Annotated in this window: 23 protein-coding genes; 14 read left to right on the top strand and 9 right to left on the bottom strand. The window is 64.9% G+C overall.

Going from position 1 to position 26,797, the window contains the following annotated elements; genetic code table 11:
- Positions 1–189: 189 nt before the first annotated feature.
- Entirely contained in the window at positions 190–1,242 is a 1,053-nt protein-coding gene (locus tag WBP07_RS17705) for a ribonucleotide-diphosphate reductase subunit beta (RefSeq protein WP_395392981.1), read from the bottom strand.
- Between the two features lie 320 nt (positions 1,243–1,562).
- On the opposite strand from WBP07_RS17705, the gene WBP07_RS17700 reads away from it, so the two are divergent.
- The 3 genes from WBP07_RS17700 to WBP07_RS17690 all read left to right on the top strand — a co-directional run bounded on the left by WBP07_RS17700 (position 1,563) and on the right by WBP07_RS17690 (position 4,806).
- Entirely contained in the window at positions 1,563–1,805 is a 243-nt protein-coding gene (locus WBP07_RS17700; RefSeq protein WP_395392980.1) for a DUF2171 domain-containing protein, read from the top strand.
- A gap of 134 nt (positions 1,806–1,939) precedes the next feature.
- Complete coding sequence (locus WBP07_RS17695) at positions 1,940–2,167, top strand: DUF2171 domain-containing protein (RefSeq protein ID WP_395392979.1); 228 nt, start codon at positions 1,940–1,942, stop codon at positions 2,165–2,167.
- A gap of 197 nt (positions 2,168–2,364) precedes the next feature.
- Positions 2,365–4,806 (top strand): PQQ-dependent dehydrogenase, methanol/ethanol family, encoded by a 2,442-nt coding sequence (locus WBP07_RS17690; protein WP_395392978.1) that lies wholly within the window; start codon positions 2,365–2,367, stop codon positions 4,804–4,806.
- Between the two features lie 75 nt (positions 4,807–4,881).
- Here WBP07_RS17690 and WBP07_RS17685 read toward each other — a convergent pair whose 3' ends face one another.
- Both WBP07_RS17685 and WBP07_RS17680 read right to left on the bottom strand, forming a co-directional pair.
- Positions 4,882–5,118 (bottom strand): hypothetical protein, encoded by a 237-nt coding sequence (locus tag WBP07_RS17685; protein ID WP_395392977.1) that lies wholly within the window; start codon positions 5,116–5,118, stop codon positions 4,882–4,884.
- A 156-nt stretch (positions 5,119–5,274) separates the two neighbouring features.
- On the bottom strand, positions 5,275–6,171 hold the full coding sequence (locus WBP07_RS17680; RefSeq protein ID WP_395392976.1) for a LysR family transcriptional regulator: 897 nt from the start codon (positions 6,169–6,171) through the stop codon (positions 5,275–5,277).
- 95 nt (positions 6,172–6,266) lie between these two features.
- Between WBP07_RS17680 and WBP07_RS17675 the strand changes: the two genes are divergently transcribed.
- The 3 genes from WBP07_RS17675 (at position 6,267) to WBP07_RS17665 (ending at position 8,716) form a co-directional block, all read left to right on the top strand.
- The gene (locus WBP07_RS17675; protein WP_395392975.1) at positions 6,267–6,776 is read left to right on the top strand and encodes an SRPBCC domain-containing protein; all 510 of its coding nucleotides are present in this window, start codon (positions 6,267–6,269) and stop codon (positions 6,774–6,776) included.
- Between the two features lie 13 nt (positions 6,777–6,789).
- On the top strand, positions 6,790–7,467 hold the full coding sequence (locus WBP07_RS17670; protein WP_395392974.1) for a type 1 glutamine amidotransferase domain-containing protein: 678 nt from the start codon (positions 6,790–6,792) through the stop codon (positions 7,465–7,467).
- Between the two features lie 130 nt (positions 7,468–7,597).
- On the top strand, positions 7,598–8,716 hold the full coding sequence (locus WBP07_RS17665) for an NADH:flavin oxidoreductase/NADH oxidase (RefSeq protein ID WP_395392972.1): 1,119 nt from the start codon (positions 7,598–7,600) through the stop codon (positions 8,714–8,716).
- Positions 8,717–8,990: 274 nt separating this feature from the next.
- On the opposite strand, the gene WBP07_RS17660 is transcribed toward WBP07_RS17665, so the two are convergent.
- Positions 8,991–9,881, bottom strand: coding sequence for a helix-turn-helix domain-containing protein (locus WBP07_RS17660; RefSeq protein ID WP_395392969.1), 891 nt, complete (start codon positions 9,879–9,881; stop codon positions 8,991–8,993).
- A 185-nt stretch (positions 9,882–10,066) separates the two neighbouring features.
- On the opposite strand from WBP07_RS17660, the gene WBP07_RS17655 reads away from it, so the two are divergent.
- The 3 genes from WBP07_RS17655 to WBP07_RS17645 all read left to right on the top strand — a co-directional run bounded on the left by WBP07_RS17655 (position 10,067) and on the right by WBP07_RS17645 (position 14,471).
- Positions 10,067–11,329, top strand: coding sequence for a gallate dioxygenase (locus tag WBP07_RS17655; RefSeq protein WP_395392967.1), 1,263 nt, complete (start codon positions 10,067–10,069; stop codon positions 11,327–11,329).
- Positions 11,330–11,564: 235 nt separating this feature from the next.
- Entirely contained in the window at positions 11,565–12,872 is a 1,308-nt protein-coding gene (locus WBP07_RS17650) for an MFS transporter (RefSeq protein WP_395392965.1), read from the top strand.
- Between the two features lie 84 nt (positions 12,873–12,956).
- Positions 12,957–14,471, top strand: a complete 1,515-nt coding sequence (locus WBP07_RS17645) for an alginate export family protein (RefSeq protein WP_395392964.1) — start codon at positions 12,957–12,959, stop codon at positions 14,469–14,471.
- 81 nt (positions 14,472–14,552) lie between these two features.
- Here the strand turns inward: WBP07_RS17645 and WBP07_RS17640 are convergent, their stop codons facing one another.
- Entirely contained in the window at positions 14,553–15,704 is a 1,152-nt protein-coding gene (locus WBP07_RS17640; RefSeq protein ID WP_395392962.1) for a glycerophosphodiester phosphodiesterase, read from the bottom strand.
- Positions 15,705–16,096: 392 nt separating this feature from the next.
- On the bottom strand, positions 16,097–18,016 hold the full coding sequence (locus WBP07_RS17635; RefSeq protein ID WP_395395829.1) for a ribonucleoside-diphosphate reductase subunit alpha: 1,920 nt from the start codon (positions 18,014–18,016) through the stop codon (positions 16,097–16,099).
- Positions 18,017–18,911: 895 nt separating this feature from the next.
- On the opposite strand from WBP07_RS17635, the gene WBP07_RS17630 reads away from it, so the two are divergent.
- Complete coding sequence (locus WBP07_RS17630; RefSeq protein ID WP_395392960.1) at positions 18,912–19,157, top strand: GlsB/YeaQ/YmgE family stress response membrane protein; 246 nt, start codon at positions 18,912–18,914, stop codon at positions 19,155–19,157.
- 244 nt (positions 19,158–19,401) lie between these two features.
- Here WBP07_RS17630 and nadB read toward each other — a convergent pair whose 3' ends face one another.
- Both nadB and WBP07_RS17620 read right to left on the bottom strand, forming a co-directional pair.
- Entirely contained in the window at positions 19,402–21,018 is a 1,617-nt protein-coding gene (nadB, locus tag WBP07_RS17625) for an L-aspartate oxidase (RefSeq protein WP_395392959.1), read from the bottom strand.
- A 96-nt stretch (positions 21,019–21,114) separates the two neighbouring features.
- Complete coding sequence (locus tag WBP07_RS17620; RefSeq protein ID WP_395395828.1) at positions 21,115–22,062, bottom strand: ABC transporter ATP-binding protein; 948 nt, start codon at positions 22,060–22,062, stop codon at positions 21,115–21,117.
- Between the two features lie 166 nt (positions 22,063–22,228).
- On the opposite strand from WBP07_RS17620, the gene WBP07_RS17615 reads away from it, so the two are divergent.
- A complete protein-coding gene (locus tag WBP07_RS17615; RefSeq protein WP_395392957.1) occupies positions 22,229–23,494 on the top strand; it encodes a cytochrome P450 in 1,266 nt (421 codons plus the stop codon).
- Between the two features lie 321 nt (positions 23,495–23,815).
- On the opposite strand, the gene WBP07_RS17610 is transcribed toward WBP07_RS17615, so the two are convergent.
- Complete coding sequence (locus WBP07_RS17610) at positions 23,816–24,259, bottom strand: winged helix-turn-helix transcriptional regulator (protein WP_395392956.1); 444 nt, start codon at positions 24,257–24,259, stop codon at positions 23,816–23,818.
- A gap of 103 nt (positions 24,260–24,362) precedes the next feature.
- Here WBP07_RS17610 and WBP07_RS17605 point away from each other — a divergent pair, with 103 nt between their 5' ends.
- The 3 genes from WBP07_RS17605 (at position 24,363) to tldD (ending at position 26,754) form a co-directional block, all read left to right on the top strand.
- On the top strand, positions 24,363–24,932 hold the full coding sequence (locus tag WBP07_RS17605) for an FMN-dependent NADH-azoreductase (RefSeq protein ID WP_395392955.1): 570 nt from the start codon (positions 24,363–24,365) through the stop codon (positions 24,930–24,932).
- A gap of 96 nt (positions 24,933–25,028) precedes the next feature.
- Complete coding sequence (locus WBP07_RS17600; RefSeq protein ID WP_147221702.1) at positions 25,029–25,241, top strand: zinc-finger domain-containing protein; 213 nt, start codon at positions 25,029–25,031, stop codon at positions 25,239–25,241.
- Between the two features lie 94 nt (positions 25,242–25,335).
- Complete coding sequence (gene tldD, locus WBP07_RS17595) at positions 25,336–26,754, top strand: metalloprotease TldD (protein WP_395392953.1); 1,419 nt, start codon at positions 25,336–25,338, stop codon at positions 26,752–26,754.
- Positions 26,755–26,797: the final 43 nt, after the last annotated feature.

Raw genomic sequence — 26,797 nt, 5'->3', positions numbered from 1 at the left:
GAGGTCTATCGGCACAGGATATGGGGCTCGGGGCTCGGGGCTCAGGGCTCAGGCTTAGGTTCCGGCCAACTCGCGCTGCGTGCTCAAGCGGCACCACCTCCACTCGCCCCTGAAAAGACAAAACCCCGCATGCCGGTGGCATACGGGGTTTCGAAATCCGCCCTGGAAGCGCGGATCGACCGCTAGCGGTTACTCAGCCGCCTGGGTGCCGCCGAACATGTCCGGCTCCGAAAACTCGACCAGCGGCTCAAGATCGTTGGCCTTGGCCTTGCGGCGCGAATCGAAGTTCGACCACACGGTGTTCCAGTCGCCACGGGTGGCGCCCTTCGAGTATTCGGTCGCGCGCGTCTCGAAGAAGTTCGCGTGCTCCACGCCGTTGAGCAGCGGCTGCAGCCACGGCAGCGGGTGATCCTCGATCAGGTAGATCGGCTTCAGGCCCAACTGGCCCAGACGCCAGTCGGCGATGTAGCGGATGTACTTCTTGATGTCCTTGGCGGTCATGCCCGGAACCGGGCCCATCTCGAACGCCAGATCGATGAAGTTGTCTTCCAGACGCACGGTGGTCTGGCACTGGTCGGCGATATCGTCCTTCACCGCCTTGGTCAGGCAGCCGCGTTCCTGCACGAAGGCGTGGAACAGGCGGATGATGCCTTCGCAGTGCAGCGATTCGTCGCGCACCGACCACGAGACGATCTGGCCCATGCCCTTCATCTTGTTGAAGCGCGGGAAGTTCATCAGCATCGCGAAGCTGGCGAAGAGCTGCACGCCCTCGGTGAAGCCGCCGAACATGGCCAGCGTGCGGGCAATATCCTCGTCATTGTCGACGCCGAACTTCTGCAGGTAGTCGTGCTTGTCCTTCAGTTCGGAGTATTCGAGGAAGGCGCCATATTCGCTCTCCGGCATGCCGATGGTGTCGAGCAGGTGCGAATAGGCGGCGATGTGCACCGTCTCCATGTTGGAGAAGGCGGTGAGCATCATCTTGATCTCGGTGGGCTTGAAGACGCGGGCGTACTTCTCGTGGTAGCAATCCTGCACTTCCACGTCGGCCTGGGTGAAGAAGCGGAAGATCTGGGTGAGCAGGTTGCGCTCATGCTCAGAGATGTTCTGTGCCCAGTCGCGGCAATCTTCGCCCAGGGGCACTTCTTCGGGCAGCCAGTGGATCTGCTGCTGCGTCTTCCAGAAGTCGTAGGCCCAGGGATATTCGAAGGGCTTATAGGTCTTGCGGGCTTCGAGAAGGGGCATGGGCGGACTCCGATGGCGATTCTTGCAGGCGCGCCGACGGCTGCTGGCGGCCGCATCGGCGGCACTGCTGGCATTCGCGGCGCTTGAACTTTCCGGCCCCGAAGCGAACCTCGGAGCGCAGGCTGGCCACGATACTCAAAATCCACCACAAGTGGAGCCGCTTGCTGGAAAGTTTGCACAGCTTAAACGGCATATCTAGCGCATGCCCCAATATAGGGACGCAAGCACTGGTAGGCCATAGGCGATTGCGCGACTCGCCGGATCGCGCGAGATTGGGCCTGTTTCAAGCCACCAAAACCGGCCCTTGCGGAGAATATGCAATGAGCTTCGACGACCAGACATCATGGCCCACCGAATCGGGTTTCGTGCGCAAGGGCATGACCGTGATCGGCCCGGAAGGCACGGTGCTGGGCGTGGTGGACCGGGTGGATGGACAGGAAGTGATGCTGGAAGAGGCCGGCCACCCGTTCATCGCCATCAGCGAGATCGACGGGATCGACGGCGACCGCATCCTGCTTGCCCCGCGCGGCGACGCCACCTTCGGGCTGGGCGCCACGCCCTGATACAAAAGAGGTCCGCGGCTCACCCAAAAAATCGACGCGACCACGAAGCGTTTCTCCGGTCGGACGAGTGCCGGAACGATGCCCTTCGCCCCCCGTTTACTAGGTATCAAGCCAATACAACGGGAGAAATTCTCATGTTTGAGAAGCTGCGCATCCGTGAGCACATGGAAGTTGCCGATGCCGCCGGCCAGCATGTCGGCACGATCGACGAAGTGAAGGACGATCAGATCAAGCTCACCCGTTCCGACAGTTCGGACGGTGCGCATCACTTCATCGCTTTCGACAATGTCGATCGCATCGAAGACAACCGCGTCTACCTGAAGGAAGGCACCCCCATCCCCATGGGCGCCGGTTCCCATTAATCCCCTTTGGGGACCGCAGATCGCCCGAGGGCCCCGGTTTTCCGCCAGGAAGGCCGGGGCCTTTCACGTCCGGCCATTCGCGGGGGCGATGATCGGCCCGAAGATATGATACACACAATATAGCAAGTCTTCCCAAGCGCTTTCCCGGCTGATAGCCCTTCGTCCGAAAAGACAAGATATTCCCGGGGGAAGACGCTGTGACCGCACGTCCCGTTAGAACTGCGCTCAGGAGTGGCGCGCTCAAGCTGGCGCTGGCCATCCTGGCGCCCGTGGCGCTCTCTGCATGCAACAAGCCCGCACAGCCCATCGAACAGGGCATGATCGCCGATCCGGACGAATGGCCCAGTTGGGGCCGTACCCCCGGCGAAACGCACTATTCCCCGCTGGACGAGATCAACACCGATACCGTCGGCAACCTGAAGCTCGCCTGGCACTACGATCTGGAGCCGGGCTACACCGCCAGCACGCCGTTGATGGCGGAGGGCAAGGTCTTCCTCACCAGCGGCCATTCGCACATCCGCGCGCTGGACGCGGTGACCGGCAAGCAGCTTTGGGAATACGACGGCGGCACCCGCGAACGCGCGAAGTCGGCACTTCAGATGTCCTGGGGCAACAAGGGCATCGCCTATGATGCCGGACATGTCTTCCTCACCACCACCGACGGTTACGTGATCTCGCTCGACGCGAAGACCGGCAAGGAAACCTGGAAGACTTACGACTACCCCGATCAGGCCCCGCGCAATTCGAACGGCGCGCCGCGCGTGTTCGGCGGCAAGGTGATCGTCGGCTTCGGCGGCGCGGACATCAGCCCGGCGCGCGGCTTCGTCACTGCTTATGACGAGAAGACCGGCAAGCTGGTCTGGCGCGTCTACACCACGCCTGGGGATGAAGTGACGCCCGCCAACCAGAAGGCGGAGGCGGTCATGCGCAAGACATGGCCCAGCGGGTGGAAGAACCCCGACGGCACCCGACGCGGCGGCGGCGGCACCGCATGGAACGCCTTCAGCTACGATCCCGAACTGAACCTGATCTACCTCGGCGTCGGCAACGGCTTCCCCTACAACCAGAACTTGCGCAGCCCCGGCGGCGGAGACAACCTGTTCCTCGCCTCCATCGTCGCGGTCGATGCGAATACCGGCGAATACAAGTGGCACTATCAGGTCTGCCCCGGTGAGCAGTGGGACTGCACCGCCACCACCGACATGTCGCTGGCGACGCTGAAGATCGACGGGAAGGACCGCAAGGTGCTGATGCAGGCACCGAAGAACGGCTTCTTCTACGTGATCGACCGCGCGACCGGCGAATTCATCTCGGCCGAGAAGATCGCCAAGGTGACCTGGGCGGATCATATCGACAAGAAGACCGGCCGTCCGGTGGAAAACCCCGGCATCCGCTATGCCGGCAAGCCCGGCATGTTCGAACTCTGGCCCGGGCCGACCGGCGCGCATTCGTGGATGCCGCAGGCCTACAGCCCGCAGACCGGGCTGGTCTACATCCCGGTTCTGGAGATGGGCGCGCTGATCGGGGACGGCGGCGCCGGCGGCGGAGAGATCAGCAAGGGCATGGGCGTCACGCTGATCCCAGAGGTGGAACTGCCCGGCGGCCACAAGAGCTTCCTGCGCGCCTGGAACCCGGTGACGCAGACGCTGGCCTGGGAAGTCGAACTGCCCGGCACCTGGCCCGGCGGCGTGATGGCCAGCGGCGGCGGGCTGGTGTTCGAAGGGCAGGTGGACGGCAAATTCGTCGCCCGCGATGCCAAGACCGGCAAGGAACTCTGGTCGTTCAAGACCGAGAGCCCGATCGTCGGCGCGCCGATCACCTATCGCATGAACGGCAAGCAATACGTCACCGTCATCACCGGCGCGGGCGGCCAGGGCGCGGGCATGCAGTCGCTGGGCAATGCTGCCTTCCGCACCGACTATCGCCTGCCGCGCCGCGTGCTGACTTTCGCGCTGGACGGCAAGGACACGATCCCGCCCTTCGCCTATCTCGAACCGACGCCGCCGCAGGATCCGACGTTCAAGCCCGATCTGGCCAAGGCGCAAGCCGGCGCCATGCTGTTCGGCACCAAGGCCTGCATCGTCTGCCACGGCTGGAACGCGGTGGGTGGCGGTGCGGCGCCGGACTTGCGCTATTCGCCGATCATCACCGACGCGGCGACGTTCCGGCAGATCGTCAAGGAAGGCGGCCTGAAGATGAACGGCATGCCGCCCTTCCCCGACATTTCCGACAGTGACCTGGAAACCATCCGCTTCTTCCTGCGCGCCCGCGCCCAGGCAGCTCCGGCCGAAAAGCAGGCGCTGCTGGACAAGGCCAAGGCCGCGGCAGCCAGCACCGCCAAGCCGCAGGACTTCGTGGGCAAGTGGAACATCGTGATCCAGACCCCGGTCGGCCCCCAGAAGGCCGTGATGGACCTGACCGTGAACGGCAATGTCATCACCGGCAAAGTCACCGCCGAGCAGGGCACCGTCAATGTCGCCGGCGGCGTGAAGGACGGCCGCGCGAAGTTCGAAGGCAAGGCGTCCATGCCGATGCCGATCACGGTCAGCTACGATGTCACCGTCAAGGACGGGCGGATGAGCGGCGAGAACTCGAACGGGCCCTTCGGCACCTTCCCGATGACCGGCGCGCGCCCCTAACCTAGCGCGCGATCAAAAGAAAAAGGGCGTCGGCAGCACCCGCTGCCGACGCCCTTTTTGCCACGCGCCTGATAATCAGCGCGGACGATTGGGATTGTTCGGATCGTTCCAGCCGCCCTGATTTCCGCCTGAACCACCTCCCGGACCTCCGCCTCCAGGGCCACCATTACCGGGGCCGCCGTTGCCGGGCCCACCTTGGCCCGGCTTACCGTGTGGCGGGCGATTGTGGCCGGGATGATGATCGTCGCAGGCCGCAAGCGTGGTGGTGGCGATCAGCGCAATCGCCATTGCGGCAGTCCATTTGCGAAGCATGGGCAAGCTCCCTGTTCTGTGGGCTATGCGCCGGTGCATAGATGCGGCACCGGCCATATCAGGCTCTCATGCCCGCCGCCCAGGGAACAGTACCCAATCAGAGGGTTAGCCCGGGCCAGCCACGCTCCGCCGCAGGTGCGTGCTCACGCCCTATGTTCAAGCTGCCCGCTCCGCCAGCCGCTCGCGCAGCCAGACCATGGCGGGATCTTGCTGGGTCCGCTCATGCCACGCCAGCAGCTTGGTGAAGCCCGGCACGGCGATCGGCGGATCGCGCAGGCACAGCCCCTCCAGCCCGCGCACCAGCCGTTCGGGCAGCACCGCGCAAGTATCCGAAGCCCGGATCAGGTCGAGCACGAAGCTGAAATTCGGCGCGGAGAGCACCACGCGGCGGCTGCGTCCGATGGCGTCAAGCGCGCGGTCCGTCGCGCCGTGGAACTGGGTGCCGTCGTGCGACATCAGCGCATGGTCCAGCGCGCAAAAGGCATCGAGATCGAGCGGGCGCCGCGTCGCCGGATGGCCGTGGCGCATCGCGCAGACATAGCGTTCCTCGAACAGCCGCCGCGCGCGCAGATGCTCGGGCGCCATTTCGGGCGTGATCAGCGCGAAATCGAGCTGCCCCTGCTCCATGTCCCGCGCCAACGTAGCCATGTCGACCGGGCGGATCGAAACGCGGATGCCCGGTGCGATCCGCCGCAGCGCGGTCAGGAACGGCAAGATCACCACGCGCTGCGCATAGTCGGTGGCGGCGATGCTGATCGTCATTTCCGCGCTGGCCGGATCGAACGCATCGGGCTGAAGCAGCACTTCGATATCGCGCAGCGCGGCCTTCAGCGGCCCGGCCAACGCTTCGGCGCGCGGCGTGGGCAACACGCCGCGCTGCGCTCGAATAAACAGCGGATCGTGAAAGGCTTCGCGCAGACGCGTCAGCATCCCGCTGACCGCGGGCTGGGTCAGCCCGAGTCGCTCCGCGGCGCGCGTGACCGAGCGGGTTTCCAGCAGCGCATCCAGCGCTTTCAGAAGATTGAGGTCCAGCCCTCTGATATCACCCTGCATGATGCCTTAAATCTCGAATACTGATTTCTCTTATATCAAATGCCCGCTTATCTGTTCCCCGGTCAAGCTTTCCCCCCGAAGCGCAGGAGATCCATGTGAGCGACATCCTCTGGCCGGCCGGCTACGTTCCCGGTTTCACGGACAATTTCTGTTCCAACGAAGTGATCGTTGCCGGCCTGACCGCCGCCGACATCTGGCCCTTCCTGGCCGAGCCGCTGCGCTGGTCCGCCTATTACGCCAACAGTTCGGACGTGGCGTTTCACGATGGAAAGGGACCCGTCCTCGAACAGGGGGACCGCTTCTTCTTCAAGACGTTCGGCTTCCCGGTGGAATCGCAAGTGGTCGAATGCGTGCCACCGGTCGAAGGCCAACCCGCGCGGATTGCCTGGCATGGCTGGTCGGGCGAAGGGCAAACCCGGCTGGACGTGCACCACGCCTGGCTGATCGAGGACCTTTCCGCCGGCCGCGTCCGCATCCTGACGCAGGAAAGCCAGAAGGGCGAACCCGCCAGGGAACTCGCCAAGGCCAAGCCCAATCCCATGATCAACGGCCATCAGGACTGGCTCGACGGGTTGGTCGGTGCCGCATTTGCCGCCAAGGCGTGAAGGAGAAGACCCCATGAAGATCCTCATCGTGCTCACGTCCCACGGCGTGATCGGCGAAACCGGCCATCCCACCGGCGTCTGGATGGAGGAACTGACCACGCCCTATTACGCCTTCATCGATGCCGGGGCCGAAGTGGACCTGGCATCGACGGCGGGCGGCCAGGTGCCGGTCGATCCCAATTCGATGGCCGAGAAGGACCGCCCGGAAAGCGTCGAGCGCTTTCTGGACGATGCGCCGGCGATGGAAAAGCTCAAGCACTCGCTGAACGTCGATCATCTGACCGCCGATCCCTACGACGCGGTGTTCCTGCCCGGCGGCCACGGCACCATGTGGGACTTGCCCGAAAACACCGCGCTGGCCGACCTGCTGACCACCGCCTTCGCGGAGGGCAAGGTGGTAGCCGCCGTCTGCCATGGCCCGGCGGGGCTGGTGAACGTCAAGGATACCGAGGGCAAGCCGCTCGTCGCCGGCCGCAAGGTCAGCGCCTTCACCAATAGCGAGGAAGAGGCCGCCGGGCTTACCCACGCCGTACCGTTCCTGCTGGAAACCCGCATTCGCGATCTGGGCGCGCTCTATGAACGCGGGCCGGATTTCCAGCCGCATGCGGTGCGCGACGGCAGGCTGGTGACCGGGCAGAACCCGGCCTCTTCCCCTCGCGTCGCCGAACTGGTGCTCGAAGCCATCGGCTGACGCGCCGTTTGAAAATTCGCGGCACGCGAATTTTGCGGCACCGGCCACGAAAATGCCTTTCCGGCATTTTCCAAAAAGACTCTAACGCCTACCTCCCTTCCGTTTTTCTCTCCCCCCAACCGGAGGACGCATGTCCGCGCTTTTCACACCCTTCACGCTCAAGGACGTTACCTTGCGCAACCGCATCGCGGTGCCGCCGATGTGCCAGTATTCGGCCGTCGATGGCGTCGTCACCGATTGGCACCTTGCCCACTACACCGGCATGGCACGCGGCGGTGCCGGCCTCGTCATCGTGGAGGCCACCGGGGTTTCGCCCGAAGGCCGCATCACGCCGGGCTGCACCGGCCTGTGGAACGATGCGCAAGTGCCCGGCATGGCCGCGATTGCCGCCGAAATCCGTAAGGCGGGCGCGGTGCCCGGCATCCAGATCGGGCATGCCGGCCGCAAGGCCAGCGCCAACAAGCCGTGGGAGGGCGACGACCACATCGCCGATGGCGCGCCGGGCGGCTGGCCGACGATCTCGCCCTCTGCCCTCGCCTTCGGCGGCGGCCTCACCAAAGTGCCCAAGGAAATGACGCTGGCGGACATCGCTCGCGTCAAGGCGGACTTCGTTTCGGCGGCCAAGCGCGCGCTCGATGCCGGGTTCGAGTGGCTGGAACTGCACTTCGCCCACGGCTATCTGGCGCAGAGCTTCTTCTCGGTGCACGCCAATACCCGCACCGACCAGTACGGCGGCAAAGCCGAAAACCGGGGCCGTTTCCTGATCGAGACGCTTGAGGCCGTCCGCGCGGTATGGCCGGAGAACCTGCCGCTGACCGCCCGGTTCGGCGTGCTGGAATTCGACGGACGCGATGAGGAGACTCTGGCCGAGTCCATCGCGCTGGTGAACCGCATGCGGGAGGAGGGGCTGGACTTCCTCAACGTATCGATGGGCTTTTCGACCATCGCGGCCAATGTGCCTTGGGCGCCCGCCTTCATGGCGCCGATCACGCAGCGCGTGCGGGCTGAGACCGGGCTTCCGGTTGCCACCGCATGGGGCATGGACGTCCCGGTGGATGCCGAGCGCGCCGTGGCCGAGGGGCAGATGGACCTCGTGATGGTGGGGCGTGGGCATCTGGCCGATCCGCACTATCCGTTCCGCACGGCGCGCGAACTGGGTGTGGCCAAGGCGTCCTCGCTGCTGCCGGAGCAGTATGCCTATTGGCTCTCGCGCTATCCGGGGCCGCAGAATGGTGAAGTGATCGACTGAGCGTGGTGAGTTGGGCCTGGTCGATTGACCGGCCCCCCATCGCTTACCCAAAAACGCTTCGTCGCCCCCGCGAAGGCGGGGGCCCCGCTTCCTTTGGCCTGCCGACAGAAGAACAAGCGGGATCCCCGCCTTCGCGGGGATGACGGGTGTGTTTGCGGTAGGTTTGTTCAACACCCAGCGGCTCGTCATTGCGAGCACGGCGAAGCAATCCAGAGCGGCACAAACCGACCCTGGATTGCTTCGCTACGCTCGCAATGCCGAAAGAAGGTGGGGCCTACCCCTCCACCACCACCGAACCGAACCGCTGCGCCCGGCGGTATCCGCTGGGCGTCTCGCCCACCTTGCGGGTGAAGAACCGCGAGAAGTAAGCCACGTCGCTGAAGCCCAGCCAGTCCGACAGTTCGGAGATCGTCATGCCCGTATAGGCAAGGCAGCGCTTGGCCTCCGCCACGGTGCGCTCGTGAATCAGGGCATTGGGCGAAAGGCCGGTCACTTCATTGCAGGCCGACCGCAACTGCGAAACGCTGACGCCCAGCGTGGAGGCCATGTCAGGCAGCAGCGGCTGCTGGCGATAGCACACCTCCACCAGCGCCTTGAACCGCTCCACGGTGTCATAGCGCGAACCGGCGGCGGGCGAGGTGACGCTCGATTCCGGGCAATGGCGCAGCATCTGCAGCAGGATCGCCTGCAAGTGGATTTCGGCGGCAATGGCGCGGCCGTGGCGCTGTTCGGCCATTTCCTCGCGAAGCTGCACGAATTCGTCGCCGATACGGCTGAGGGCAAGCTCGGCCAGATCGAACAGGCGCGGCGCGTCCAGCAGGCCTTTAAGCACCGGCGCACGCACCAGCAGGTCTTCCAGATAGCCCTTCTCCACCGTCAGCATCCAGCCATTGGCATTCGGCTCGTACCGGAAGCCGTGGATGCGGTAAGGCGGCACCACCATGACGCTGCCGGGCCGGAAAGGATGGACCTGCCCTTCCAGCGTGATCTCTCCGCCCGCCTCGGTGCAGACGCCGATCTGGAGGAAGTGCGGATGGGTATGCGGCTTGATCTCCCACCCGCGTTCGCGGCAGCGTTCGTCGAGTCGCTCCACATTCACGAACCAGTCCGCCCGCGCGCCCGTCTCTCCATAGAGAACGTAGCGCGGAACAGAGGCGGCGCTCACGCTGCCGACGGCAGTTTGGTCTGATGCGGCCTCATTTGGCGAAAAGTCCAAAAGATTTTCAATTTCCGACATGGACCCGGGTTAGTTTAAAGTGGATTGGGGCACAAGCGGCAGGACCGGCGTGCCCAAGGCAGTTCCGGAACCGGGTCGCAGTGGAATGGATGCTCGACGGAAGGACGGCCCGCATGGCCCGGATCATTGGCGCTATCGCCAGTTCGCACACGCCCACCATCGGCTTCGCGCTCGATGCGAAGAAGCAGGACGATCCGGCGTGGAAGCCGATCTTCGAGGCTTACGAACCGGTGCGCGCATGGCTGGATGACAAGCGGCCGGACGTGCTGCTGATCGTCTACAACGACCACATCACATCGTTCTTCTTCGACCACTACGCCCCCTTCACCCTGGGCGTGGACGACCGCTACCACGTGGCGGACGAAGGCGGCGGGGCGCGCCATGTTCCGCCGATCGGCGGCCATGCCGGTCTTTCGCGCCATATCGTGCAAAGCCTGATGACCGACGAGTTCGACATCGGCACTTTCCGCGGACGCGGGCTGGACCATGGCTGTTTTTCGCCTCTGTCCGTGCTGCTGCCGCATGAGAACGGCGCATGGCCAACACAGATCGTGCCGCTGCAGGTGGGTGTGCTCCAGTTCCCGATCCCCACCGCGCGCCGCTGCTTCAAGCTGGGGCAGGCGCTGCGCACCGCCATCGAAAGCTATCCCGAAGACCTGAAAGTCGCGCTGGTCGCCACCGGCGGGCTTTCGCATCAGGTCCACGGCGAACGCTGCGGCTTCAACAATCCCGAATGGGACGCCCGCTTCATGGACCTGCTGGAAAGCGATCCCGAGGCGCTCTGCCGGATGACCCACGCGCAATATGCCGAACTGGGCGGGATGGAGGGTGCAGAGGTCATCATGTGGCTGATCATGCGCGGGGCGCTGTCGGCCCGCGTGCGCTGCCTGCATCGCAGCTACTACCTCCCCTCGATGACCGGCATCGCCACCGCCGTCTACGAGAACGAATCACCTGCCCCGGACGAGGCTTTCCTGGCCGCCCATCGCACCCGCATAGGTGAGCAGCTGGCCGGTGCCGAGCGATTCGCGGGTACCTATCCCTACACGCTGGAGCGCAGTGCCAAAGGTTATCGCCTGAATCGCTTCCTCCATTCGCTGGTGGAACCCGAAGCCCGCGCCGCCTTCCGCGCGGACGAGGGCAAGGCCATGGCCGCTGCCGGACTTAGCGAGGAAGAACAGGCCCTTGTCCGCCGCCGCGACTGGCGCGGGCTGATCCATTACGGCGCGATCTTCTTCGTTCTGGAGAAGCTGGCCGCCGTGACGGGGGTATCCAATCTGGACATTTATGCCTCAATGCGCGGTGAGACGCTTGAGGACTTTATGAAGACCCGCAACCAGCAGGTCACTTACTCGGTGGCGGCGCAGCCGGCCTGAGGTTCTGATTCGAAATTCGCCAAAGCGGCGCATTTCGGTTCGGTGCCGGCCCTCTCCCCCACCCGACCTCCCACGAGTATACCCTGTTGGGAGGTCGGGTGAGGGAGAGGGCCGGCACCGAAAAATCCGAAGCGAACGTTTCGGATCAGATTCTGAGTCCAGGCTTGCGTCGCCCCCCGCGTCGCCAATAATTCCCGCGCCCTTCAAGAAGGCAGCGGAACCACAGGAGAAGTGCATGGAAGACCCACGCGCCATTATCGCGCGCGAGCCGATGCATTATCGGCAGATCATTGCCGTAGCCATCGCAACCGCGCTCAACGCCCTCGACGGGTTCGACGTCCTGTCGATCAGCTTCGCCGCGCCCGGCATTTCCAAGGACTGGGGCATCGATCGCGCCGCGCTGGGCCTGGTGCTGTCGATGGAACTGTTCGGCATGGGCATCGGCGCCTTCATTCTGGGCAGCCTGGCCGACCGGGTTGGTCGCCGCCCGACCTTGCTGGCCTGCCTTGTCATCATGGGCAGCGGCATGTTCCTGGCTTCCACCGCCACTTCCGTGCCAATGCTTTCCGCCTACCGCCTGTTCACGGGCCTGGGCATCGGCGGTATGCTGGCCGCGACCAACGCCGTCGTCGCCGAATGCTCCAACGCGCGCCGCCGCAACCTGAACGTTGCGATCATGGCGGGTGGCTATCCGATGGGTGCCATCGTCGGCGGTTCGATCGCTTCGTGGCTGCTCGGCGTGACCGGCCACTGGCAGTCGGTCTTCGAATTCGGCTCGATCGTCACGTTCTGCTTCATCCCGCTGGTTATCTGGCTGGTGCCCGAAACCATGGCCTTCCTGCTGCTGAAGCGTCCTTCCGGTGCGCTGGAGAAGATCAACCGCACGCTCGTGCGTCAGGGTCGCCAGCCGCTGGCCACGATGCCGCCCGCCGATCCGGTGAAGGAACGCACCAGCGTCGCAGCCCTCTTCGCGCCGGGCCTTGCCAGCGTGACCGTGATGCTGACAGCCGTGTGCTTCTTCCACATGATGACCTTCTATTTCCTGGTGAAGTGGATCCCGAAGATCGTCGTCGACCTGGGCTTTGCGCCCGCATCGGCTGGCGGCGTGCTGGTCTGGGCTAATGTCGGCGGTGCGATCGGCTCGCTTGCCGTCAGCCTGCTGAGCCAGAAGGTCGGCATCCGTCCGCTGGTGGTCGCCTCCATGGTGCTGGGCGCGGGCGCGGTCGTGCTGTTCGGCCAGGGCTTCACCACGCTCAGCGGCCTGTCGCTGATCGCCTGTGTGGCCTGCTTCTTCCTGAATGCCGCGATTGCCGGTTTCTATGCCGTGATCGCCCAGAGCTATCCCGCCGCGCTGCGCGGTGGTGGCACCGGGCTGGTGATCGGCGTGGGCCGCGCCGGCGCCGCGCTGGGCCCGATCGTGGCCGGCGTGCTGTTCAGCTCCGGCTGGGGCCTTGCGCCGGTGGCGATGACGCTGGCCTGCGGCACCTTGATCGCCGCCGTGGTCCTTTCGATGGTGCGTTACCGTGAAAGCGTGATCGCCTGATCGAGCGATAAAAGTTGGAGGCGGCCGAGACTGACCGGCCGCCTCCGCTAAAAAGACCAAGACGTTTCAGAGAGGAATTCCCCCATGCGCACCTCCCGCGCCCTGACCCTGCTCGCCTGCGGCACCGCCGCTGCGGCCACGTTCGCCATCCAGCCCGCCCTTGCGCAGTCGGTTCCGCCCGAAACCGGAAAGACGGACGAGGCCGGCACGCTTTCCACCCAGGCCCCTCCGGGTATCCGCCCCGCCAAGTCGCAGGCACGCCCCGCCGAAGCCATGCCCGGCGGCCGCCCCGGCCCCGCCAACCAACCGCAGGCGATCCGCTGGACGGAGGACTGGTCGAAGCGCGCCGATGCCGATGCGCCGTTCCTTGAGAAGATCAAGCACATCCCGATCGCCAACGACGACGTCTACCTGACGCTGGGCGGCGAGGCGCGCGTCTATTATACCGACTGGCACCACTCCTCGCTGGGCCTGAAGCCGAACGACAACAACGACCCGGTCCAGTCGCGCCTGCGCCTGCTGGCGGACCTCCATGTCGGCCCGAACCTGCGCGCCTACCTCGAACTGGGCGACAATCGCGAATTCGGCGAACAGTTCCCCACGGTGCCCAACCGCGACAAGGTGGACATCTACCAGGCCTTCGTCGACGTGACGGTGCCGCTGGGCAAGGCCGGCAAGGTAACCTTCCGCCCCGGCCGCTTCGAAATGCCGCTGGGCAACGGCAAGCTGGTGGGCGTGCGCGAAGGCCTGAACATGCGCTTCACCTATCAGGGCGTGCGCGCCACCTACATCCTGCCGGGCAAAGTCTCGGTAGACGTCTTTGCGGTGAAGCCGATCCAGATCGATCCGGGCACGTTCGACGATGGCCCGAACCACGCGCAGGACTTCCACGGCGTCTACATCAGCGCCCCGAACCGCATCGCCGGCTTCGGCACCGATATCTACTGGTACGAGATGGAGCGCGACCGCGCCACGCTGGCCGTCGGCGTCGGCAGGGACGACCGCAACAACTGGGGCGGCCGCCTGTGGAAGCGCGGTCCGCACTGGGACCTCGACCTTGAGGGCACCTACCAGAGCGGCACGTTCATCGGCAAGGACATCAAGGCTTTCGGCACGATGTTCGAAGGCGGCTATACCTTCACCGATACCGCGATGAAGCCGCGCCTGGGCCTGCGCGCCAACTACTTCAGCGGCGACAAGGACCTGACCGACAACAAGGTAGGCACTTTCGTTCCCGCCGCGGCCCGCCTGCCGCTGATCAGCGAGGCGGCGTTCTTCACCTTCTCCAACCTGATGGACCTCTACCCCTCGGTCACCATCAAGCCGACGCCGGCAATCACGGTCATGGCCGGCCCGGACTTCCTGTGGCGCGCCCGCAAGGGCGACGGCGTCTACATCGGTCCGTCCGGCGCCAGCTTCGCGCCTTACGATTCCAGCCGTGCGATCGGCACCGACCTCAACCTCGAAGCATCGTGGCAGGCGACCGACCGGCTGGCCTTCCGCCTTTGGGAAACCTACTTCGCCGCCAGCAACTCCTTCCAGGACAACGGCGGCAAGAGCGGCAACTATTTCGGCCTGATGGCCAACTACAAGTTCTAAACGAGACGCCGGAACTCAAGAAGGAAGGCGGGGGAGCGAACGCTTCCCCGCCTTTTCTTTTCCCGACGCTTCGGGCCGCTATCAGGCCCGGCCGTCCACAGCCTGACGGCCGATGGCCGGATCGTCGGTAAAGAACGAATCGATGCCCAGCGCCAGATAGCGGCGGATTTCGGCGATCGAGCCCGCCGGATTGCGCGCGCCCTGCCCGCCCCCGTCGCGCAAGTCGGTCGGCAGGAAGTAATTCTCCGGACGGAAGGTCCAGGTCGATACCAGCAGCCCGGCCGCGTGAGCGCGGTCGACAAGTCCGGTCCCCTGCGCCAGCAGCTTGCCGTCCTTGTCACGCCCCAGCAGCGCCATGTTGTAGGGCGAGATCCAGTCGGCATAGGTCGCCATTTCGGCCAGGCCGGCATCGCTGTGCATCTGGTCGAAAGTCGGCCCGGAACCCACGGCGACGACATCGGCCGGCCGCATAGATCCCGGCATCGTCAATTGCAGCAATTGAACATTGCCCAGCCCATCCAGCCGTTGCCGCAACCACTTGAGGTTGGCGATCTCGAAGCTCTGCACGATCACCGGCGCGGCCTGGAGATAGGCGCTGGCATGCAGTCGGTCGAGAAAGCGCTGCTCCAGCGGCAGGCCGATCGAGGCGAAGTAGGTCGAGTGCTTCAGCTCGGGGATCACCCCCACCACCCGGCCGCGCGCGGCGGATTCGGCGGCGACGAAATCGGCGATTTCCTCGAACGTCACCACCTGGAACTTGCCGTCGTAGCCGTGGCTTTCCGGACGCAGCGCGCCCAGACGCTCCTTGGCGCGCAAGGTCTTGATCTCGGCCAGGGTGAAGTCCTCGGTGAACCAGCCGGTCACCTGCTCGCCATCGACGGTCTTGGTGGTCTTGCGCGCGGCGAATTCGGGCCGGGCAGACACGTCGGTGGTTTCGGCAATGTTGTTCTCATGCCGGGCGATCAGCACGCCGTCCTTGGTGCTGACCAGATCGGGCTCGATGAAGTCGGCCCCATCGGCAATCGCCTTGGCATAGGAGCCCAGGGTATGCTCGGGCCGCAGCGCCGAGCAGCCACGGTGGCCGATCACCAGCGGCTTGGCCGGACGCGTCGGGCGGGTCCCCCTCGGTGCCGATACCGGCGCCGCCAGCACGCCGGGCGTGAAGCCCGCCGCCAATCCAAGTCCAAGCCCAGCGCCAACAAGCGAACGGCGGGACAGGCGGCTGTCGATCATGGGGGAGTGTCCTTCGCAAGCGTGTCTGGCTCCATCACGGCTTCGCCCCACTTTCACGAGGACAACCAGTGACATGGCCTTCGCGCCCGTCGCTAGGACCGGAGAATGACAATTTGTGGTCAAAGCGGGCTGCACGCATGCTCTCCAGCGGAGCAGCTCATGCGAAGCACTCGGCCCCAGACCCATTACGCGCCTAAAGTGCCTCGTCGCCCCCGCGAAGGCGGGGGTCCCGCTTCCTTCTGCACCGCCCGCGAAGAAAAGCGGGATCCCCGCCTTCGCGGGGATGACGGAGGATGGTTGGGATGGCGCAGGGCAAAACGAAAACGGCCCTCCAGCAAAGCCGGAGGGCCGTCTCTCGGTGATCTTGTCTGGCTTACCTTAGCGGCAGGACCTTACTGGCAGGCAAGGCACTCGTCGTAGTCGGTCGTCTCGCCGATCTCGAACTTGGGCGCTTCGGGCGTATTGTCCGCCTCCACGCCGCCGGAGCCGGCGAAACCGGCGCGCTGCACCGACTTCGAGCGCAGGTAGTAGAGCGACTTGATGCCCTTCTCCCAGGCCTGGAAGTGCAGCATCATCAGGTCCCACTTGTCGACGTCGGCCGGGATGAACAGGTTCAGCGACTGCGCCTGATCGATGTAGGGCGTACGATCGGCCGCGAATTCGAGCAGCCAGCGCTGGTCGATTTCGAAGCTGGTCTTGTAGATCGCCTTTTCGTCGGGGCTGAGGAAATCCAGGTGCTGGACCGAACCGCCGTGTTCGAGGATCGAATTCCACACGTTGGTGGAATCCTTGCTCTTCGAAGCCAGCAGCTTTTCCAGATAGGGGTTCTTCACCACGAACGAGCCCGAGAGCGTCTTGTGGGTGTAGATGTTCGCCGGGATCGGCTCGATGCAGGCGGAGGTGCCGCCGCAAATGATCGAGATCGACGCGGTGGGCGCGATCGCCATCTTGCAGCTGAAGCGCTGCATCACGCCCATTTCGGCCGCATCCGGGCACGGTCCGCGCTCGTTGGCGAGCATCAGCGAAGCCTCGTCCGCCTTGGCGGCGATGTGCTGGAACATCTGCATGTTCAGCGCCTTGGCCATCGCGCTTTCGAAGGCGATGCCGCGCTTCTGCAGGTACGAGTGGTAGCCCATGACGCCCATGCCCACCGAACGCTCACGCGCGGCGGAATAGCGGGCGCGGGCCATCTCGTCCGGCGCGCGATCGATGTAGTCCTGCAGCACGTTGTCGAGGAAGCGCAGCACGTCTTCCACGAAGCGCTTGTCGCCCTTCCACTCTTCCCAGGTTTCCAGGTTGAGCGAGGAGAGGCAGCACACGGCCGTACGGTCGTTGCCCAGATGGTCGCGGCCGGTCGGCAGCGTGATTTCCGAGCAGAGGTTCGAGGTCGAGACCTTCAGGCCCAGATCGCGGTGATGCTTGGGCATCATGCGGTTCACGGTGTCGGAGAACACCAGGTAGGGCTCACCGGTGGCGAGGCGCACTTCGACCAGCTTCTGGAACAGCGAGCGGGCGTGGACGGTGCTGCGCACCGAACCGTCCTTGGGGCTGCGCAGCGCGAAGTCGGTGCCATCGCGCACGGCTTCCATGAACTCGTCGGTCAGCAGCACGCCGTGGTGCAGGTTCAGCGCCTTGCGGTTGAAGTCGCCGGAGGTCTTGCGGATCTCCAGGAACTCCTCGATCTCGGGGTGCGAGACGTCGAGGTAGCAGGCGGCCGAGCCGCGGCGCAGCGAACCCTGCGAGATCGCGAGGGTCAGCGAATCCATCACGCGCACGAACGGAATGATGCCGCTGGTCTTGCCGTTCAGGCCCACCGGCTCACCGATGCCGCGCACATTGCCCCAATAGGTGCCGATGCCGCCGCCGCGCGAGGCCAGCCAGACGTTCTCGGTCCAGGTCGCCAGAATGCCTTCGAGGCTGTCGTCCACCGAGTTCAGGTAGCACGAGATCGGCAGGCCGCGTCCGGTGCCGCCGTTCGAAAGAACGGGGGTGGCCGGCATGAACCACAGCTTCGAGATGTAGTCGTAGATGCGCTGGGCGTGGTCCTGATCGTCCGAATAGGCATCGGCCACGCGGGCGAACAGGTCCTGATACTTCTCGCCGGGCAGCAGGTAGCGGTCGTCCAGCGTTTCCTTGCCGAAGTCGGTCAGCAGCGCGTCGCGCGCATCGTCGGTGACGATGGTGAAGCGGCGGGCATTGATCGTCTTCGAATCGGTGACGCGCGGTTTCGGCGCTTCTGCGGCGGCGGCCAGGGCGGCTGCGGCGAGAGCGTCAGCCACCAGCGCGGCCGAAGCGGTATCGGTCTTGTCCATGGCGATTGCCGGGCTCACGCCCGCCTCCTTTTCCTGCTTCAGCCCAAGTGCTTTTGGCGTTGCCTTTTGGGGGGCCTTTACCGGCGCCTTCGGGGCATTGCTGCGGCTCATTTCAAAGCCGGGCATTTCGACCTGACCATCATCAATTACATCGGAGCTGTTCACTTCAGCGTCGCTTCCGTTCCTGAAATCCACGTTTGCCCCCGTGCTTAAAATCCGGCGTCATCGAAGCGCCACATGGCGCCTTCACAACATGGCTTCGGGGCCGAACGACCATCCGCGCGAGTCGCCGGGACGAGAGGATCGACCCGGCTAGCACGGACGGCACAAAAAGAGAACAAAATTCCCTGACCGACCCCGGCGCCAACTGTCGTGAAGCTTGGCAATCCAACCCGGAATCGCTCCCGCCCAGCCCCCACAGCCTGGAAACGACAATACCTAGGTCTAGATGCCCCGCGACCGACGCGCCACAACCCATAGTGCCCTTTCTGGTTTCCAACGCAAGTGGGGGTGCCGGGGCCTAAGGTCAATTACCTAGAAGGGGTTTACACCTCGCTAGCCATCGCGACGCGTGGGAACTCCTTCACCGGGCATCGATGCAAGGGCCAATATGGGGTCTGCGGACAAAAATTTTTCCACATAAAACGGCGACGAAACGAATCGCGTTTGCGACGAAATGAGTGCGCGAAAATCCGGGTTTTCCCGCCTATCTAGGTACTTGACGCGTGTTTTCCCCGCATCGATCCACCAAAGCGGCTCAACCCGTCGCATCGTTTGCATCCGCGCATTCGACGGGCCTGATCCGCGCTTTGCCGATTCCCCCCTTGCAACCGCCTTGCCATCGGATGCTTCTACGCATCGCTTACCCTGTGATTCTTCAAGGACATTCCATTCCATGATCAACCTGATCGGCGCCATCATCAGTGGCTTCATCATCGGTGTGCTGGCGCGTTGGCTCTACCCCGGGTTCGTGGACATGAGCTGGGTGGCGACGATCCTGCTCGGCATCGGCGGGTCGTTCGCCGCCGGACTGATCACCACGCGCGGCGAACCCGGATTCCAGCGCGCGGGCTGCCTCGCCTCGGTGCTGGGCGCGATGGCGCTGATCTACATCGGCCGCGCGCTGCATATCGGGATGTGAGCGCGTGGGCAGGACGGCTCAGGCCGACCGGCGCCCGTGTCTCGTCATGCAGGTTTCCCCGATGGTGGCACCGAGATGTGCCACCAAAGGTCATCTAGTCGCAAATCACTCCGTCGCCCCCGCGAAGGCGGGGGCCCCGCTTCGTTCTTACCACGCGCGCGAAGAACAGGCGGGATCCCCGCCTTCGCGGGGATGACGGGATTTAGTAGGTCGAAATTTGCGCGTGATGCGCGACCTGAGCCTCTTACGGCACCAACACCGTGTCGTGCGGCGCGGTTTCCGTCGCCGGGTAATCGAGCGTGAAGTGCAGTCCCCGGCTCTCATGACGGTGCAACGCCGAGCGCACGATCAGCTCCGCAGTCTGAAGCAGGTTGCGCAGTTCGATCAGATCGGTCGAAACGCGGAAGTGTCGGTAATATTCCTCCACTTCCCCATTCAGCATCTGGATGCGGTGCATGGCGCGCTCCAGCCGCTTGGTAGTGCGCACGATGCCCACGTAATTCCACATGAAGCGGCGGATCTCGGTCCAGTTCTGCTTGATGACCACCTCCTCGTCGGAGTCGGTCACCCGGCTTTCGTCCCAGGGCCGAACCGGCGGCGGCGCGTCGAAGGCGTCCCAGTGGTCGAGGATGTGCGCGGCGCAGGATTCGCCGAACACGAAGCATTCCAGCAGTGAGTTGGAGGCGAGGCGGTTGGCCCCGTGCAGCCCGCTTTCGGTGCATTCGCCGGCCGCATAGAGGCCTGGCAGATCGGTCTTGCCGTCCAGATCGATCAGCACGCCGCCGCAGGTATAGTGCTGCGCGGGCACGACCGGGATCGGCTCCCTGGTCATGTCGATGCCAAGGCCCAGCAGCTTTTCGTAGATGTTCGGGAAGTGCTCCTTCACGAACGCTTCCGGCTGATGGCTGATGTCGAGGTGGACGTAGTCGAGGCCGAAGCGCTTGATCTCCGAGTCGATGGCGCGGGCGACGATGTCGCGCGGGGCCAGTTCCAGCCGCTCCGGATCGTAGTATTCCATGAAGCGCTTGCCGGTGCGCGGGTTGATCAGCCGCCCGCCCTCGCCCCGCACGGCCTCGGTAATGAGGAAGTTCTTCACGTCCAGGTTGTAGAGGCAGGTCGGGTGGAACTGCATCATCTCCATGTTGGAAACGCGCGCGCCCGCACGCCAGGCCATGGCAATGCCGTCTCCCGTGGCGCCGCGCGGCGCGGTGGAGAACTGGTAGACGCGGCCGGCACCGCCGGTGGCAAGCACTGTCGCGCGCGCGGTATGCGCCTCCACCCGGCCGGTATTCTCGTCCAGCGCATAGACGCCCCAGACGCGGCCCGATCCCGAATAGCGCATCTCATGCCGGCCGGTGATCAGATCGATACACGACTGGCCCGGCAGCAGGGTGATGTTGGGATTTTCCTCCGCCGCCTTCAGCAGCGCGCTCTGCACCGCCCAGCCGGTGGCGTCCGCCACATGGACGATGCGGCGGTGCGAATGGCCGCCCTCACGCGTCAGGTGCAGTTCGTTGCCATCCATGTTGAACGGCACGCCCAGTTCCACCAGCCGCTCGATCGCGTGGGGAGCGCGCTCGATCACGTACTCCACCGTCTCGCTGCGGTTCAGACCGGCGCCCGCGATCATGGTGTCGCGGATATGCTCCTCGAACGTGTCGCCAGCGTCGAGCACGGCGGCAATGCCGCCCTGCGCCCAGGCGGTGGACCCGCCGGTGAGCGTGCCCTTGGCGAGGACGAGAACCTTCAGCTTTTCGGCCAGCGCCAGCGCGGCGGTAAGGCCGGCGGCGCCGGAACCGACGATGATCACGTCATAGGGGATCACATCATGAGCAGGCGCGGCAACAGAATCCGTAGTCATGCCGGCTCCATGCCGAGACTAAGCAGTCTGCGCAATAATTAGCTTTGCATTCCCGCTTGCTCCGCAATCATGTTGCAGTGCAGCAGAGCGTTCGGATCAGGCGGCAGCAGAACTCGTCAGGCTGACGAACACGTCTTCAAGATCCGCCTCACGCGTGGTCACATCGACGATCGAGAAGCCCTGCGCCTGCACGGCGGAGAGAATCTGGCCGGCGTTGGAGCGATCCTTATCGTAGGTGATCTGCAGCACGCGCTCACCCGCCTTTTCGCACTTCACGAAGCCAGGGTGGCTGGGCAGTTCGGTCATGTCGCGGTCGAGCGTCAGGACCAGGATCTTCTCGCGCGCCATGCCCACCAGTTCGCGCGTGGGCTTGTTGGCGATCAGTTCGCCGTGGTTGATGATGGCGATGCGGTCGCACAGTTCCTCGGCTTCTTCGAGGTAGTGCGTGGTCAGCACGATCGTCGCGCCTTCGCGGTTCAGTTCGGTGACCAGTTCCCACAACTGGCGGCGCAGTTCCACGTCGACGCCGGCGGTCGGCTCGTCCAGCACCAGCACCGGCGGCTGGTGGACCAGCGCCTTGGCGATCAGCAGGCGGCGCTTCATGCCGCCCGACAGCGTGCGGGCATAAGCGTCGCGCTTGTCCATCAGGTGGACGGCGCGCAGCAGGTCTTCCGACCGGCGCAGGGTCTTGGCCACGCCATAGAGCCCGGCCTGATTCTCCAGCACCTCAAACGGCGTGAAGAACGGATCGAAGACGATTTCCTGCGGCACGATCCCGATCGAGCGCTTGGCATTGCGCTGCTGCTTGTCGATGTCGAAGCCCCAGATATCGATCGAGCCGGAGGTCTTGCGCACCAGCCCGGCCATGATGTTGATCAGCGTGGACTTGCCCGCGCCGTTGGGGCCCAGCAGGCCAAAGATGCCGCCTTCGGGCACGTCGAAAGAGACGCCCTTCAGCGCCAGCTTACCTTCTCCGCTGCCCACAGGCGCATAACGCTTCTTGAGATCGCGGATAGAGATGGCGGCGGAAGTAGTGCTGGTCATGCGCCGCATGTGGGACAGGATCGCCTGCCAGTAAAGGGCGCGCGGCACCGCCCCCGCACGATTGCGCGACAATTGATCGATTGACGCTCCCCGGCGCGCGACATACGATCCATAATATATCACAAAAGGCAGGCGAGTCAGACCTGCCCCCGGCGGGAGAGCAGTCATGGCCACGGCGACGCTGAACAGCGAGCACGACTACTTCACCGATCACGCGGTGCTACTGGATCCTTACGACTATTTTGAGCGGCTGCGCGCGCAGGGGCCGGTCTGCCCAATGCCCGGGCGCGATATCCTGCTGGTCACCGGCTTTCAGGAATCGCTGGAAGTGCTGCTGAACGCGCGCGATTTCTCGTCCTGGCTCAATCCCGATCCGCTGACGCCGCTGCCCTTCGCGATCGAGAGCGACGACATTTCCGAACAGCTCGCCAACCATCCCAGCAGCGAGATGGAGCTGCTGGTCTCCTACGACGGGAACCGCCACGCCGCGGCGCGGGCCTTGCTCAATCCGCTGTTCGTCCCTTCCCGCCTGAAGGAAAACGCCGCCTTCATGCGCAGCTACGCGCAGGACATGGTGCGCGATATCGTGGCACGCGGCGGCTGCGAACTGGTGGGTGAAGTGGCGACGCCGTTTGTCACCATGGTCATCGCCGATCTGCTGGGCGTCCCTGCCGAAGACCGCGAGGCATTCCGCGCGCTGATCGATGCCGCGCCGCCGCCGGGCAACATGGACGCGGGGGACGAGGGGCAGTCTATCCACCCGCTGCTCGCCATGGCGGGCTACTTCGCCCGCTACGTCGCCGAACGCCGCGCCCAGCCGCAGGACGACGTGATGACCGAGATGGCCTCCGCCACTTACCCCGATGGTTCGACGCCGGACGCGATGGAAGTGGTGAAGTCCGCCATGTTCCTCTTCGCCGCCGGTCAGGACACCAGCGCCAAGCTGATCGGCAACGCGCTGCGGCGGCTGGCGGAGGACCAGCCGATGCAGCAGTTGTTGCGCGACGATCCTTCGAAGATCGGCCCGTTCCTGGAAGAAGTGCTGCGGATCGAAGGCTCCACCAAGGCGACCTTCCGCATCGCCGCGCGCGATACCAAGCTGGGCGACATTGCGGTGCCGGCCGGGCAGCGACTGGTCATCTCGCTCTCCGCCGCCAACCGCGATCCGCGCCGGTGGGAAAACCCCACGGACTTCGTGATCGGCCGTCCGCGCATCAAGGAACACCTCGCTTTCGGGCGCGGCGCGCATACTTGCGCCGGAGCGCAATTGGCACGGGCGGAAGTGGCGGTGCTGCTGGAATGCCTGCTGGCCGCAACGCGGGCGATCACGCTGGACGAGGCACATCACGGCCCCGCCGACGCACGGCGGATCGCCTATGAGCCCAGCTACATCATTCGCGGGCTGGCGGAGCTGCATCTGAAGGTCGAGTGAGGGTATCGGGCGGCTCACCCGTGGGGCCGCCGCCAACTTCGTCATTGCGAGCGTAGCGAAGCAATCCAGGGGCGGTTTGCGCGGCTCTGGATTGCTTCGCTACGCTCGCAATGACGAGCGCAGGTGAGATGGGCCCACACGAGCGGGACCCGACAACTAACCCGCGATCAGCCAGTGGCCTCGCCCAAAACACTCCGTCGCCCCCGCGAAGGCGGGGGCCCCGCTTCCTTCCGCCTCGCCGCAAAGAACAAGCGGGATCCCCGCCTGCGCGGGGATGACGGGGATTAGCTATGATTGGGCGGTGCTGGCAGAACCTGAAGTTCAAGCCGCGTCGCTGCGGCTGTCGTAGAACGACCGGCTAGCCTCGATCGACGGGCGGTTGGTTACCGCCCAGGCGCCCAAAGCCTTTACCGGCTCCGAAAGCGAGCGCCCCAGATCGCTCAGCGCATATTCGACGCGCACCGGAACGCTGGCATGTACCGTGCGCACCACCAGCCCGTCGCGCTCCAATGCCCGCAAGGTGCGGGATAGCATCTGCTGCGAAATGCCCTCGATCCCGCGCTTCAGCTCGTTGAAATGGCGGTTGTCCTCCAGCAGCGTCATGACCACCAGCATCGACCACTTGTCGCCCACGCGGGCAAGAATGTCGCCGACCATGCGGCAGCTGCGCGCGGAATGGACGACTTCGCCGGCCGGTGCGTGCACGGCGGCATGGGCCGAAGCTGGGCCCGGCTCTAGGCCCGGCTCTAGGGTAGTCAGTTGCATGTTACCTGGTCCTGAAAAAATGCGCTCTTGGCGGGCGTCGCAGTGCAACATAGCTATGACCAGTCATTTTTCCAGACTACCTCCCAACTGAAGGCACACCCCCATGAAGCTTCTCCACCTCGATTCCAGTATCCTTGGCGAAAACTCGGTCAGCCGCGCGGTTTCGGCCGCCGTCGTCTCGACGCTGACGCAGGCCGATCCCTCGCTCGAAGTCAGCTATCACGACCTTGCCGCCGAAGCCCTGCCACACCTGACGCTCGACGTGCTGGGCAACCCGGACGGCACGCCCGAACTGGCCGAATTCCTGGCCGCGGACGTGATCGTGATCGGCGCCGGCATGTACAACTTCACCATCCCCAGCCAGCTCAAGGCCTGGTTCGACCGCGTGCTGGTGGCCGGCAAGACCTTCCAATACACCGCCGAAGGTCCGCAGGGCCTGGCCGGCGGCAAGAAGGTCTACATCGCCCTGTCGCGCGGCGGTTACTACGGTGAAGGCCAGCCCGGCGCCGCTGTGGAGCATGCCGAATCCTACCTGCGCGCCGTGCTTGGCTTCGTGGGCATCACCGATCCGATCTTCGTGCTCGCCGAGGGTATCGCCATCGGGCCGGAAGTCCGCGAAAAGGCCCTGGCCGACGCGCTCGCCGAAGCCGGTGCACTGGCTGTCGCAGCCTAAATTGCATGTGATGGTACCGGGTGCGCGCATTTCGCCGCGCACCCGCATCATTTGCCCGCTGGAAATTCCTCTGAAGGCTTGGTAATCGGCCGATCCATGAGCACGCAGCCCGAAACCGTCTTCACCGATTCCCACCGCGTTTCCTGCGACGGGGCCACCGAAATCCGCTCGAACGGCACCTACAAGGCAGCCGCTCTGGGCCACCCGCGCGTGTGGCTGGAGATCGACGAGAAGGGCTATGTCGATTGCGGCTACTGCGATCGCCACTTCGTGCTGAAGGGCGGCCCGGCCGACCAGCAGGCGGCCTGAACGCCATTCCTTTCGAGCCGGGCCTAACGCTTGATGGCGTGCCCGGCCCTCAATTCGATTTGATACCGCGGATCGCCGCCCTATATCCGTGGGCATGACCAGCCCCGATCCGCGCTCGCTCCTCTATCGCCAGCTTTCGCCCGAAGAGGCCCAGGCCCTCGCCCGCGAAACCTTGCAGCGCTGCGAGGACGGCGAACTCTACATGCAGTTCATCGCCACGGAGGCGTTCGGCTTCGACGACGGCCGGTTGAAGACCGCCGACTATTCGCGCGATGCCGGCTTCGGCCTGCGCGGCGTGACTGGTGAGATGACCGGCTTCGCCCACGCCAACGAAATCTCCGCCGCCGCCATCCGCCGCGCGGGCGAAACGCTGCAACTGCTCGATCCCGCCACCGGCACTCGCCCCGGCCCGCCCCCGCGCAGCAACCGCCACCTCTACACCGAAGCCTCGCCGCTGGACCTCGTGCCATTCGAGGACAAGGTGCGCCTGCTGGAACGGATCGATGCCGCCGCCCGCGCGCGCGATCCGCGCGTCTCGCAAGTCAGCGCCAGCCTGACCGGCCAATGGTCGGTGGTGGAAATCGTGCGGCCGGACGGCTTCATCGCCACCGACGTGCGCCCGCTGGTGCGCCTCTCCGTCTCGATCGTCGCCGAAAGCAACGGCCGGCGCGAAACCGGATCGTTCGGCATGGGCGGCCGCCATCTCTACGACACGCTGTTCGATCCCGCGAACTGGAACAACGCCATCGACACCGCGCTGGCGCAGGCGCTGGTAAACCTGGAAAGCGTGGACGCGCCCGCCGGTGAAATGTCCGTGCTGATCGCCCCCGGCTGGCCCGGCGTGATCCTGCACGAAGCCGTGGGCCATGGGCTTGAAGGCGATTTCAACCGCAAGGGCACTTCCGCCTTCTCCGGCCGCATCGGCGAACGCGTGGCCGCCCCGGGCGTCACCGTGATCGACGATGGCTCGATCTCCGACCGGCGCGGATCGCTCTCGATCGACGACGAAGGCACGCCCACGCAGGAAACCGTGCTGATCGAAGACGGCATCCTGAAGGGCTACATGCAGGACCGCATGAACGCGCGGCTGATGGGCGTGCAATCCACTGGCAACGGCCGGCGCGAAAACTACGCCTATGCCCCGCAAGTCCGCATGACCAACACCTTCATGAAGGCCGGCAACGACGATCCCGCCGAACTGCTGTCGCGCATGAAGAAGGGCATCTTCGTGAAGTCGATGGGCGGCGGACAGGTCGATATCGTCTCCGGCAAGTTCGTGTTCTCGTGCAACGAGGCCTACAAGGTGGAAGACGGCAAGCTGGGCGCGCCGATCAAGGGCGCCACGCTGATCGGCGATGGCCCGACAGTGCTGACGCGCGTGACCGGCATAGGCAACGACCTGGAACTCGATCGCGGTGTCGGCGTCTGTGGCAAGGGCGGACAGAGCGTTCCCGCCGGCGTCGGCCAGCCCACACTGCTGGTGGACGGCATCACCGTGGGCGGCACTGCCTGACGGCGAAGCGCCCCGCACGTGCGACGGTCATTGTGGGTTAAGC

This window comes from Novosphingobium oxfordense (genome assembly GCF_044029435.1).
In the GTDB taxonomy this organism is placed as follows: Bacteria; Pseudomonadota; Alphaproteobacteria; order Sphingomonadales; family Sphingomonadaceae; genus Novosphingobium.
Note: the sequence above shows the minus strand (reverse complement) of the source record. Positions and strands in the feature narration are given on the sequence as shown.